General features: G+C 67.3%; 13 protein-coding genes and 1 pseudogene. 13 read left to right on the plus strand and 1 reads right to left on the minus strand.

Annotated elements, in window-relative coordinates; translation table 11 throughout:
* Positions 1-30: 30 nt before the first annotated feature.
* Positions 31-270, plus strand: coding sequence for a CopG family transcriptional regulator (locus tag ABB55_RS24070; protein WP_152982163.1), 240 nt, complete (start codon positions 31-33; stop codon positions 268-270).
* A gap of 26 nt (positions 271-296) precedes the next feature.
* A pseudogene (locus ABB55_RS31330) lies at positions 297-473 on the plus strand (type II toxin-antitoxin system RelE/ParE family toxin); the annotation flags it as partial.
* A gap of 219 nt (positions 474-692) precedes the next feature.
* Here ABB55_RS31330 and ABB55_RS29240 read toward each other — a convergent pair.
* Positions 693-1130, minus strand: a complete 438-nt coding sequence (locus tag ABB55_RS29240; RefSeq protein WP_083463898.1) for an SMI1/KNR4 family protein — start codon at positions 1128-1130, stop codon at positions 693-695.
* Between the two features lie 426 nt (positions 1131-1556).
* On the opposite strand from ABB55_RS29240, the gene pyrE reads away from it, so the two are divergent.
* The 11 genes from pyrE (at position 1557) to ABB55_RS24125 (ending at position 12167) form a co-directional block, all read left to right on the plus strand.
* Positions 1557-2138, plus strand: coding sequence for an orotate phosphoribosyltransferase (pyrE, locus tag ABB55_RS24075; protein ID WP_054361086.1), 582 nt, complete (start codon positions 1557-1559; stop codon positions 2136-2138).
* 317 nt (positions 2139-2455) lie between these two features.
* The gene (locus ABB55_RS24080; protein ID WP_054361087.1) at positions 2456-3007 is read left to right on the plus strand and encodes a DUF2062 domain-containing protein; all 552 of its coding nucleotides are present in this window, start codon (positions 2456-2458) and stop codon (positions 3005-3007) included.
* Entirely contained in the window at positions 2977-3750 is a 774-nt protein-coding gene (locus ABB55_RS24085; protein WP_054361088.1) for a pyridoxine 5'-phosphate synthase, read from the plus strand. Before ABB55_RS24080 ends, ABB55_RS24085 begins: the two co-directional genes overlap by 31 nt.
* A gap of 7 nt (positions 3751-3757) precedes the next feature.
* Positions 3758-4177 carry a holo-ACP synthase gene (gene acpS, locus ABB55_RS24090; protein WP_054361089.1) on the plus strand — a complete coding sequence of 140 codons (420 nt, stop codon included), beginning with the start codon at positions 3758-3760 and terminating at the stop codon, positions 4175-4177.
* Between the two features lie 130 nt (positions 4178-4307).
* Positions 4308-5081, plus strand: coding sequence for a signal peptidase I (lepB, locus tag ABB55_RS24095; RefSeq protein WP_054361090.1), 774 nt, complete (start codon positions 4308-4310; stop codon positions 5079-5081).
* Complete coding sequence (gene rnc, locus ABB55_RS24100) at positions 5081-5803, plus strand: ribonuclease III (protein WP_054361091.1); 723 nt, start codon at positions 5081-5083, stop codon at positions 5801-5803. Before lepB ends, rnc begins: the two co-directional genes overlap by 1 nt.
* A 92-nt stretch (positions 5804-5895) precedes the next feature.
* Positions 5896-6894 (plus strand): GTPase Era, encoded by a 999-nt coding sequence (gene era, locus ABB55_RS24105; RefSeq protein WP_083463900.1) that lies wholly within the window; start codon positions 5896-5898, stop codon positions 6892-6894.
* Between the two features lie 35 nt (positions 6895-6929).
* On the plus strand, positions 6930-8171 hold the full coding sequence (locus ABB55_RS24110) for a glycosyltransferase (RefSeq protein ID WP_054361092.1): 1242 nt from the start codon (positions 6930-6932) through the stop codon (positions 8169-8171).
* A 95-nt stretch (positions 8172-8266) separates the two neighbouring features.
* A complete protein-coding gene (recO, locus tag ABB55_RS24115) occupies positions 8267-9010 on the plus strand; it encodes a DNA repair protein RecO (protein ID WP_054361093.1) in 744 nt (247 codons plus the stop codon).
* Positions 9011-9062: 52 nt separating this feature from the next.
* Positions 9063-11342 (plus strand): DNA topoisomerase IV subunit A, encoded by a 2280-nt coding sequence (parC, locus tag ABB55_RS24120; protein ID WP_054361094.1) that lies wholly within the window; start codon positions 9063-9065, stop codon positions 11340-11342.
* A gap of 393 nt (positions 11343-11735) precedes the next feature.
* Positions 11736-12167, plus strand: a complete 432-nt coding sequence (locus tag ABB55_RS24125; RefSeq protein WP_140940170.1) for a hypothetical protein — start codon at positions 11736-11738, stop codon at positions 12165-12167.
* Positions 12168-12333 lie beyond the last annotated feature (166 nt).

The raw sequence follows: 12333 nt of genomic DNA on the forward strand, positions 1-12333 counted from the left end.
CTCGTCATTGAAGATGGGAGGCCGATGACGATGAGCAAGACGATCCCGGTCGAACGCGACGACCGGACAGCGACGACCTTGGACATACTGGTTCCGTCGAACGGGGAGCCGCGCGACGTGTTGATCGCGCGCGCCATCGCGGCGATGCAGGCCCACAATGATTGGGTGGTCGCCAAGATCACGGCCGGAATCAAAGCGGCCGATCGCGGCGAGTTTGCCTCGGATGCTGAAATGCAGGCGATATTCGAAAAATATGGCGTCGAGCCGTGAAGATGCGCTGAGCGGATCCCGCCGCGCGGGACCTCTCGAATATTGCGGATTGGATTGCCCAAGACAGTGTGGCCAGCGCTCGCCGCGTGCGGCACATGATCCGCACCCGCGTTCAGCAACTTGAGCCTATGCCTCACGCTGGTCGGCCCGGCCGCATCGCGGGAGCTGGTCGCTGTCGGCCTGCCATAATTCGTTGCCTATGAGTGCCGGCCGGACGCGATCGTGATCCTTGCCGTATGGCACACCTCACGCCCGTGGCCTGAAGCTCTCTAGGCGCACGGCGTGTTCCGACCCGTCGCCGACCTCCGGACGGCCGTCAATCGCTTGATCCGCGGACACAATCGGACGCAAAGCCATTCGTCTGTCGGTCCGATTGCGACGCCATCATCGCCGCCAATTACCGAGGGGTCCAGGCAATGGAGTCAATCCGCGAGGCGAATTCCATTGAGGAATTCTGTAAAACTGTCAGCGACCTTCAAATAATCATTGTAGCCGCTCCAGAAATCCGTGAAGAAAACGCCCGTCCATATTCCATCCTGATGTTCCATGACGAATCTACCCCCTCCGTCATCGGTCACAATTGGAATAATTGTGCGATCAGGGAAGTGATCCTTGAATAAATCCGTCTGCGGATATATGCTTCTATATTCGTCTTCTGGGTTCATATTATAAAAGAAGCGAATCGTTGTATCGATAGGCATGTTGCCTTCTGCGAACTCGAATATCCCTGGACTGTATTCTGCAAACCTCTCTTCGATCAAAAAAGTTTTATAGTCATCCGGAAGGGTAGCTCCGATGTAGAGCTCAAAAGAATGAATGAGAGCGGCATGTTCGTTTTTCGAATATCGAATGTTTGGCATGGCAACCACTCCTGATTCTATTTTTCAATTCAGGCGAGCCATCGGTTGATGTGCGTCGGAAGAAGCCACGACGGGCGATTTGCACCCGACATTTTCCGTGTCGGCGTCGTAACCCCTTGTTTTGGCATGCGGTGCCGTGACAGGGCGGCTGTCCCGCGCGGACGTCCGGTCTGACTCGACCTCGGCATCAGCAGCGCGATCCGCTCCCACTCCGCGTCTGTCGGATCGGAGGGATCGCGTTTCGTCTTCCTGGCGATTGTGGCCATCCCGCCCCGGGTGTCCACATCCCGATCGTGAATCAAATCCTGATCCCCTGGAAATGCCGAACGCCGCGTGCGCAGACGGGCTCTCAGGCTTCTCCCTCGACATCCGCGCCACTGCCCCCTATACCCGGCCCCCGGCCTAAACCTGCCGGAGACCCCGCCCATGACCCGTGACGACGTGCTCGATGTGTTCCGCTCCTGCGGGGCGATCCTGGAGGGGCATTTCATTCTGTCGTCGGGGCTGCGCTCGCCGGTCTTCATCCAGAAGGCGCGGGTGTTCCAGTATCCGGACAAGACCGAGATCGTCTGCAAGGCGCTGGCCGAGAAGATCCGCGCCGCCGTCCCCGGCGGGGTCGACTATGTCGTGTCGCCGGCGCTCGGCGGCATCGTGCCGGGCTACGAGACGGCGCGTCATCTCGGCGTGCCGGCGGTCTGGGTCGAGCGCGAGGGCGGCGAGATGCGGCTCCGGCGCTTCGAACTGCCGCCGGGCGCGCGCGTGGTGGTGGTCGAGGACATCGTGACGACCGGGCTCTCCTCGCGCGAGACGATCGCGGCCTTGGAGGCGCTCGGCGCCAAGGTGGTCGCCTGCGCCTGCCTGATCGACCGCTCCGACGGCGAGGCCGAGGTCGGCGTGCCGCTGATCGCGCTCGCCGGCTTCAAGGTGCCGGCCTATCCGGCCGACCAGCTGCCGCCCGAACTCGCCGCCCTGCCGGCGGTTAAGCCTGGCAGCCGCAATCTGGCCTGAGAGCCGACGCGGGCCGCAGTCCGGCTTCGGGCGGCGGCCGACCCGTCTCGACGCGTCGATGGGCCATGGCCTCGGCCGCTGCGCTGCAGGGGCCGGGCGCCTGCAGGCCGGGCGTTGGCGGGCAGGGCTCCGGCGGGCCGAGCGCTGCAGGGGGCAGGGTGCTGGCGGTTGCATACCTTGCGGCTGGGACGATCCGGGGCTCGGCGTCCCTCCTTCGCGCACGCCCCCGGTGTCCCGTTCACTCTGCCGCAGGGATCCGCGCCGATGGGCGTGATCCGGGCTTTCCCTAGGGGCCGGACGTCCGGCAGGATGCGGCCATGAACCTGCGCAGGGCGATCGGCAAGGAATTCAAGCGAAGCTGGCGGATCCTGCGCCGGCCCGGCCGCTGGCTCGGGCTGGCGCGCTGGTATTGGACCCGGCTCCTGCATCTGCCGGGCTCGGCGCGCTCGGTGGCGGCCGGCACGGCGATCGGCTGCTTCGTCAGTTTCACGCCGTTTCTCGGCGGCCGCGTGGTGCTGTCGGCCGGTCTTGCCTCGCTGCTGCGCGTCAACCCGATGGCCGCCATCGTCGGCAGCCATGTCGGCAACCCGCTGGTCTATCCGCTGATCTTCGTCGGCTCTGTCGAGCTCGGTCTGTGGCTGCTCGGCCGGCCGGGACTGGGGCCGATCGCGCTCGAACGGCTCGCCGACCTCGCCCTGCCGGCGGCGCTCGGGCTTGCCGTGGCGGGAAGTCTCACCAGCCTTGCCGTCTACGGCGTTGTCCTCTCCTCCGTGCGTGCCTATCAGGAGAAGCACAAGGCGCGCCGGATCGCGACGCGGCGCGGACGGGAGGCATTGGCATGCAGCGCGACGGACGGCCCGGCTCTCTGAGGCTCGGCATCAACATCGACCACGTGGCGACCATCCGCAACGCACGCGGGGGCCTGCATCCCGATCCGCTGCGCGCCGCGCATCTCGCGGCCGCCGCCGGCGCGGACGGCATCACCGCGCATCTGCGCGAGGACCGCCGCCACATCCGGGATACCGACATCGAGCGGCTGATGGCCGAGATCGACCTGCCGCTCAACCTGGAAATGGCCGCCACCGACGAGATGGCCGCGATCGCGCTGCGCCATCGTCCGCATGCCGCCTGCATCGTGCCGGAGCGGCGCGAGGAGCGGACCACCGAGGGCGGGCTCGATGCCGCCGGCCAGGAGGCGCATCTGCAGCCGATCGTCGCCCGGCTGGCCGAGGCCGGCATCCGCGTCTCGCTGTTCATCGAGGCCGATCCGCGCCAGTTCGAGGCCGCCGTCCGGCTCGGCGCGCCGGTGGTCGAGATCCATACCGGCCGCTACTGCGACCTGCACAATGACGGCCATTTCGCCGAGCGCGATCGGGAACTCGCCCGCATCGCCGCGGCCGCGCGGCACGGCGCCGAACTCGGCCTGGAGGTCCATGCCGGCCACGGCCTCGCCTACGACACCGTCGGGCCGATCGCGGCGCTGCCGGAGGTGAAGGAGCTGAATATCGGTCACTTCCTCGTGGGCGAGGCGATCTTCATCGGCTTCGAGGCCTCGATCCGGACCATGCGCCACCATATGGATGTCGCCCGCGGGATCGTCGCCGCGTCGTGAGGGTTTCATGATCATCGGTATCGGGTCCGACCTGATCGACATCCGCCGCATCGAGAAGACGCTCGCCCGCTTCGGCGAGCGCTTCACCCATCGCGTCTTCACCGATGTCGAGCGCGCCAAATCCGACCGGCGCGACCAGCGTGCCGCCTCCTATGCCAAGCGTTTCGCCGCCAAGGAGGCCTGTTCCAAGGCGCTCGGCACCGGCATCCGCATGGGCGTCAACTGGCGCGAGATGGGTGTCGTCAATCTGCCATCCGGCAAGCCCACCATCCTGCTCGGCGGCAGCGCGGCGGAGCGGCTGGCGGCCCTGACGCCGGACGGCTTCGAGGCCCGCATCGATCTGACCATCACGGACGACTATCCGCTGGCGCAGGCTTTCGTGGTCATCTCGGCGGTGCCGCTGGGCTGGCCGAAGGCGGCCGGATGAGCGCGCGGGACCACGGGAATGTGACTGCCCGGCCGTTCCGCCCGAAATATGAGGCATCCGGGGGCGGTTGCGGGGGCTGGCATGACCGGCTATCACGTGGCCGGTACGGGCGAGGTTGGAAAAAGGGCGCATGAGCGTGACCACAACAGGAAAAGACCAGCAGGCTGGCGGCGTCGGCGAGACCATCAAGGTCGTCATCCACGCGCTCATCCTCGCGCTGCTCGTGCGCACCTTCCTCTACCAGCCGTTCAGCATCCCGTCGGGCTCGATGAAATCGACGCTCCTGGTCGGCGACTATCTGTTCGTTTCGAAATTCTCCTATGGCTACGGAAAATTCTCCTTCGGCGGCAATCCGCTGAACGGGTTCCAGACGCCGATCGCGAATTTCTCCGGCCGCATCTGGGCGAGCGAGCCGAAGCGCGGCGACGTGATCGTGTTCCGCAATCCGAAGGAGGAGGGGACCGACTTCATCAAGCGGCTGATCGGCCTGCCCGGCGACCGCATCCAGGTGAAGCACTCGATCCTGTACATCAACGGCGAGGCCGTGCCGCGCACGCCGGTCGCGGATTTCGTCGAGACCGATGCGTTCGGCACCTCGTTCCATATCCGACGCTACCGCGAGACCCTGCCGAACGGCGTCAGCTACACCGTTCTCGACATGTATCAGGACGGCAGCGCCGACAATACGGAAGAATATGTCGTCCCGGCCGGCCACTATTTCATGATGGGCGACAACCGCGACAATTCCACCGACAGCCGCTTCACGCGCGATGTCGGCCCGGTGCCGTTCGAGAACCTGATCGGCCGCGCCGAGATCATCTTCTTCTCGATCGACGGCGTCGCCTGGCAGTTCTGGAACTGGCCCTGGTCGATCCGCTGGAACCGCCTGCTCGGCACGCTCTGATGGCGCAGGGGATGGACCCGCTGGCGGCTCTGGAGGCGCGCATCGGCTACGGCTTTGCCGATCGCAAGCTGCTGACGCGCGCCCTGACCCATACCAGCGCAACCTCCAACCCGGCCGACAGCTACCAGCGGCTCGAATTCCTCGGCGACCGGGTGCTGGCCCTGTCGGTCGCCGCGATGGCCTACGAGACCTATCCGCGCGCGGAGGAGGGCGAGCTTGCCCGCCGCCTGAATGCACTGGTCAAGCGGGAGACCTGCGCGGAGATCGGCCGCCGGCTCGAACTCGGCGCCGTCATGCGGCTCGGCGCCGGCGAGGCCCAGACCGGCGGCCGCAACCGGACCGCCATCCTCGGCGACGTGACCGAGGCGCTGATCGCCGCTATCTATCTCGACGGCGGCTTCGAGCCGGCCTGCGCCTTCGTCGAGCGGCACTGGCGCGACATGATGATGTCCGCGCGCGGGCCGCTGCGCGATGCCAAGACGACGCTGCAGGAATGGGTCCAGGGCCGCGGGCTGCCGGCACCGGTCTATCGCGAGGTCGGCCGCAGCGGACCCGATCACGATCCCGAATTCACCATTGCGGTCGATCTCGCCGGTCTCGACGGCGCCGAAGGCCGCGGGCGTTCCAAGCGCGAGGCGGAGCAGAACGCCGCCACCGCCATCCTGGTGCGCGAGGGTCTGTGGTCGGAAGACGGCCCGATCGTCGCGGCGTCCGAACGCTGACTATCCCCGACATTCCCCACACGACCGCGCCGTCCGATCGCGATATGATCCGCCGGACCGGCGCCTCATCAGATCCGGAACGGACACGACCCATGGCCGACGAGCCCGAAGACATCTCCGCCGACGACGATTTCGAGCCGATACCGCTCAACAAGAAGGCCAAGGCGGCGCTGCGCCGGGCCGAGGCGGCGGCCGCTTCGACGCGGGCCGGCTTCGTCGCGCTGATCGGCGCGCCCAATGCCGGCAAGTCGACCCTGCTCAACCAGCTCGTCGGCGCCAAGGTCTCGATCGTCACCCACAAGGTGCAGACGACCCGCAATCTGATCCGCGGCATCGCCATGAAGGACGGGGCGCAGGTCATCTTCGTCGATACGCCCGGCATCTTCCGGCCGCGCCGCCGGCTCGACCGCGCCATGGTCACCTCCGCCTGGGGCGGGGCGGCCGACGCCGATCTGGTCGCGCTGCTGATCGACGCCAAGAAGGGCCTCGACGACGGCGCGCTGGCGGTGCTCGAGCGCCTCGCCGAGGTGCGCCAGCCGAAGGTCCTGATCCTCAACAAGATCGACCTGCTCAGGCGCGACGCGCTTCTGGCGCTCGCCGCGCAGGCCAGCGCCAAGGCCGCTTTCGAGGCCGTGTTCATGGTCTCGGCGATGAACGGCGACGGCGTCGAGGACGTTCTGGCCTGGTTCGCCCGGCACGTGCCGACAGGTCCCTGGCTCTATCCGGAGGACCAGATCTCCGACCTGCCGCTGCGCCAGCTCGCCGCCGAGGTCACCCGCGAGAAGGTCTTCCTGCGTCTCCACGACGAACTGCCCTACGAATCGACCGTGGAGACCGAGCAGTGGAAGGAGATGCGCAACGGCTCGATCCGCATCGAGCAGGTCATCTACGTCGCGCGCGAAAGCCAGAAGCGCATCGTGCTCGGCGAGAAGGGCCAGACCATCAAGGCCATCTCGATGGCCGCGCGCGAGGAAATCGCCGAGATCGCCGAAAAGCCGGTGCACCTGTTTCTGTTCGTGAAGGTGCGCGAGAACTGGTCCGACGACCCGGAACGCTACCGCGAAATGGGGCTCGATTTCCCGACCGAGTGACGGCGGCGGTCCGGATCGGCTAGGCTCGCGCTTCCATGCCGCTCTCCGTCCTTCTCGTGCACAACAATTTCCCCGGCCAGTTCGGTTTTCTGGCCGAGGCCCTGCGCGCGCGCGGGGACTGGGTGGCGGCGATCGCGCAGGATGGGGCGGCGGGCGTGCCGGGCGTGCCGATCATGCGCTGGGGGCTGAAGCGCGGAACCACGAAGGGCATCTTCGAGCCGGCCGTCCGGGCCGAGGCGGATTTCCTGCGCGGGCGGGCGGCGGCGCGGGCCGCGGAGGCGCTGAAGGCCAAGGGTTTCGCGCCGGATGTCATCGTCGGCCATCCGGGCTGGGGCGAGACGCTGTTCCTGGGCGAGATCTTCCCCGCGGCGCGGCGCATCGAATATGCCGAGTTCTATTATCGCAGCCGTGGCGGCGATGTCGGCTTCGATCCGGAATTCGCCAAGGAGACCGTGGACGAGCTCTGCCGCGTCCACGCCAAGAATGCCTCGATGCTGCTGGCGCTGACGGAAGCCGACGCGATCGTGGCGCCGAGCCGGTTCCAGGCGTCCATGCTGCCGGAGCGGCTCGCGCGCGACGCCCAGGTCATCCACGAGGGCGTCGATCTCGCCGCGATCCGGCCCGATCCCGCCGCCCGCTTCGCGCTGCCGGACGGCCGCATCCTCGACCGCACGCGCCCCTTCGTCACCTTCGTCAACCGCCGCTTCGAGCCGCTGCGCGGCGCGCATGTCTTCTTCCGCGCGCTGCCTGATTTCCTGGCGGCGGTGCCGGAGGCCGAGGTGGTGCTGATCGGCTCGGCCGAAGGCAAGGGCTACGGCACGCCGCCGCCTGAAGGCCGGACCTGGCGCGACATCTTCTGGGCCGAGATCGCCGACCGGGTCGATCCGCGCCGGGTGCATTTCGTCGGTCACCTGCCGCATGGCCGGATGCTCGATGCGATCCGGGCGGCGGCGGCCCATGTCTATCTGACCTATCCGTTCGTCGCCTCCTGGTCGCTGTTCGAGGCGATGGCGGTGGAAGCCCTGGTGATCGGCTCCGCGACCGCCCCGGTCGAGGAGGTGGTCGAGCACGGCCGCAACGGCCTGCTGGTCGACTTCTTCGATCGCGCAGGCCTGGCCGAGGCCATGGCGGCGGCCTGCCGGCGGCCGGCGGATTTCGCACCCCTGCGCCGCGCGGCGCGCGAGACCGTCGCGGCGCGCTACGACCGTGCCCGGATCGGGGTCAGGCCCTGGCTCGACCTGATCGACGCCGTGGCCGGGCAGGGGCCGCGCCCGTGACCACGACCGTGATCGATGGCGCGACGGCAACGGGGCACCGTTTCGTGTCCGCCGCCGGCCTTATGCCGGGCGTGTCGACCGGATAGATTGCCGTCATGGAGTGGACCGACGAGGCGATCGTGCTCGGCCTGCGCCGGCAGGGCGAATCCCACGCCGTGCTGGAGGCGATGACGCGCGAACGCGGGCGGCATCTCGGCCTGGTACGCGGCGCGCGCTCGCAGAAGCTCGCCGCGGCGCTGCAGACCGGCAACCGCCTGCGCCTCGTCTGGCGCGCCCGGCTCGACGAGCATCTCGGCATCTATGCGGTCGAGCCGATCGGCTTCCGCGCCGCCGGCTACATGGAGAGCCCGATCGCGCTCCTGGCGGCGCAGACCCTCGCGGCGCTGCTGCGTCTCGTCTCGGAACGCGACCCGCATCCCGACCTCTATGCCGCGCTCGACGAGGTGCTCGACCGCATCGGCGATCCGGTCGAGACGGGCGAACTCGTCGTGCGCTTCGAACTCATGCTGCTCGAAGGGCTCGGCATCGGGCTCGATCTCTCGACCTGCGCCCTGACCGGGGCGACGCGCGATCTCGCCTGGGTCAGCCCGAAAACCGGGCGGGCGGCCAGCCGGGAGGCCGGCGCCCCCTTCGCCGACCGGCTATTGCCGCTGCCCGCCTTCCTGGCGCCCGCCGACGGCTCCAATCATCCGCCCCCGGACGGCGCCGATCTCGCCGCCGGCTTCCGGCTGACCGGCCACTTTCTCGCCCGCCACGCCGCGCAGGAGCGGGGGCGGGACCTGCCTGAGACGCGCGACCGGCTGCTGGCGCTGATCCAGCGGGACGCCGGCGGCGGTTGACGGCGGGGCGTCCAGGCTTGCCCTTCGGGGGGAGATGGCGTAACGGGAACATATGGGAAACAGGGTGATTCCGCCGTCCGATGGCGGCGACGAGAGCGGGCCGGGCGGCGAGGTGCTGCCGGTCAATCTGCGCGACGCGCTGGAAGAGCGCTATCTCGCCTATGCCCTGTCGACCATCATGCATCGTGCGCTGCCGGACGTGCGCGACGGGCTAAAGCCGGTGCACCGGCGCCTGCTCTATGCCATGCGGGCCTTGCGGCTCGATCCCGGCTCGGCCTTCAAGAAATGCGCCCGCGTCGTCGGCGACGTGATCGGCAAATTCCATCCGCACGGCGACCAGTCGGTCTACGACGCCATGGTGCGGCTCGCGCAGGATTTCGCGCAGCGCTATCCGCTGGTCGACGGGCAGGGCAATTTCGGCAATATCGACGGCGATAACCCGGCCGCCATGCGCTACACCGAGGCGCGGCTGACCGAGGTCGCCGCGCTGCTGCTCGAAGGCATCGACGAGGACGCGGTCGATTTCCGACCGACCTATGACGGCTCCGAGGAGGAGCCGGTCGTGCTGCCCGGCGCCTTCCCGAACCTGCTCGCCAACGGCTCGGCCGGCATCGCCGTCGGCATGGCGACCTCGATCCCGCCGCACAATGCGCACGAACTCTGCCGTGCCGCCCTGAAGCTGATCGAGGCGCCGGACACCGCCGTCGAGGAGCTCGTCGAGATCGTGCCCGGGCCGGATTTCCCGACCGGCGGCATCATCGTCGAAAGCCGCGCCTCGATCCTGGAGAGCTATCGCACCGGCCGCGGCGCCTTCCGGGTGCGGGCACGCTGGCACACCGAGGACCAGGGCCGCGGCACCTGGGTGGTGGTGGTCACCGAAATTCCCTACCAGGTCGCCAAGAGCCGGCTGATCGAGAAGCTGGCCGACCTGATCAACGAGCGCAAGCTGCCGCTGGTCGACGACGTGCGCGACGAATCCGCCGAGGACGTGCGCGTCGTCTTCGTGCCGAAGAGCCGCAATGTCGAACCCGGCCTGATGATGGAATCGGTCTTCAAGCTGTCCGAGCTCGAAAGCCGCATTCCGCTCAACATGAACGTCCTGTCGGGCGGCATCGTGCCGAAGGTGATGGGCCTCAAGGACGTGCTGGTCGAGTGGCTCGACCATCGCCGCGAGGTGCTGCTGCGCCGCTCGCGCCACCGGCTCGGCGTGATCGAGAAGCGGCTCGAAATCCTCGGCGGGCTGCTGATCGCCTATCTCAATCTCGACGAGGTGATCCGCATCATCCGCGAGGAGGACGAGCCGAAGCAGGTGTTGATGGCCCGCTTCGACCTCAACGACGTGCAGGCCAACGCCATCCTCGACATGCGGCTCAGGAACCTGCGCAAGCTCGAGGAATTCGAGATCCGCAAGGAGCACGAGGCGCTGACCATCGAGGCCGGACAGATCCGCGACCTGCTGGCCTCGGTCGACAAGCAGTGGAAGGTGGTCGCGCTGCAGATCCGCGAGGTCGCCGCGACCTTCGGGCCGGAGACCAAGCTCGGCAAGCGCCGCTCGACCTTCGCGGATGCGCCCGGCCACGCCCAGGAGGATATCAAGGAGGCGATGATCGAGCGCGAGCCGATCACCGTGGTGGTCTCCGAGAAGGGCTGGATCCGCGCGCTGAAGGGCCATCTCGACGATTTCGCGCGGCTCGACTTCAAGCAGGGCGACAAGCTCCGGGTCGCCTTCAAGGCGGAGACCACCGACAAGATCGTGATCTTCTCCACGGCCGGCCGCGTCTTCACGCTCGATGCCTCCAAGCTGCCGGGCGGCCGCGGCCATGGCGAGCCGATCCGCATCCAGGTCGATCTCGACGAGGACCAGGACGTGCTCGACGTGTTCGTCCATCGCCCGGACCGCCGCCTGCTGGTCGCCACGCGCGAGGGCAAGGGCTTCATCGTGCCCGAGGCCGAGGTGGTGGCGCAGACCCGCAAGGGCCGTCAGGTGGTCAATGTCGCGGCCAAGGACGAAGTGCGCCTGGTGCGAACCGTGCCGCCGGGCGCGACCCATGTCGCGGCGATCGGCGACAATCGCAAGTTCCTGGTGTTCCCGATCGAGCAGGTCGCCGAGATGGCGCGCGGCTCCGGCGTGCGGCTGCAGCGCTTCAAGGATGGCGGCCTCGCCGATCTCAAATGCTTCAACGGCGCCGAGGGGCTGGTCTGGACCAGTTCGGGCGGATCGAGCTTCACGCGCTCGCTCGACGATCTGAAGGATTGGCTCGGCAACCGTGCCGATGCCGGCCGCCTGCCGCCGCGCGGCTTCCCGGCCACCAATCGGTTCGACAACGCCTGAATTCGTGGCCGTTTGTCGGTCCGCGACCAGTAAGCGAATCGATCGGCCTCAGCGCAGTCAAGTACATGTCGTGCAAGGCAGGGATTTTTGCGCGTTTCTTTTTATTGTAAATTTGGAATGTGATTGTCTTTTGGGTTGGAACGGCGTGCCGGAGATCGATGCCCTGGCGGTTATCCTTGGTTTCTCGCAAGTCGTACCGAAGGGACAGCACCCGGTATTGCGGAAAGGTCTGTGGAGTCCTTGATAAACCGTTACCGCTCCGGCACCTGCCGCATTGTAAAGTAAATTAGCTTGTGGATATCCTCATTCAACGAATCGCGAATCCGAAACTCGTCGTACCTTTGTAAGATCGGAACCGCGCAGCGTATTCAGCGCGACGTTGAGGGCATTCCGATGTCTGCCATTGAGATCGTATTGGGCGACTTTGCGCCAGGGGTGGTACGTATTCGTCGCAGCGCGACGGGTCGTCCGATCTTGCGTTTGACCTGCACCAATGGCGACGTAGAAGATATTGCACTGCAGAATGCGGTCGCGGGCTGTGCCGAGCATAGCGAAGGCAATGTATCGGCCTATCTGGATCGCTGGCTGCGCCGGGTCGGGCAGAACCTGGACAAGCTGCTCGATCAGAGCTTCCGCCACGAGCGCGTCTTTGTCGTCGTGCTGCACGACGGCCGCAAGTTCGTCGCCCGCTCGTCGCCGGACGTGGTCGCCGACCTGAAAGCCCTGGCCATGAGCGGGGATCGGTCGGTGCGGCGCCATGACGATGCGCGCAGCGCAGGGTCCACGGGCTTCTTCTCCCGCTTCATACCGTCCAAGGCGTCCTGAAACGTTTCCAGCGGGTTGGCCGTTCGGCGCGGGCGCGTCGGGGAGGGGCCGTCCGATGCGCATGGCCGGGCACCCGTGCGCGGCCCGGCACCCTCGTGCGACCCGTCGCGGTGTCCAGGGAACAGGTCCCGAAGCGGGCCGCAGGCATAGTCGGCCTGACCGAAGC

Origin of the sequence: Prosthecodimorpha hirschii (assembly GCF_001305515.1) — a bacterium.
Taxonomy (GTDB): domain Bacteria; phylum Pseudomonadota; class Alphaproteobacteria; order Rhizobiales; family Ancalomicrobiaceae; genus Prosthecodimorpha; species Prosthecodimorpha hirschii.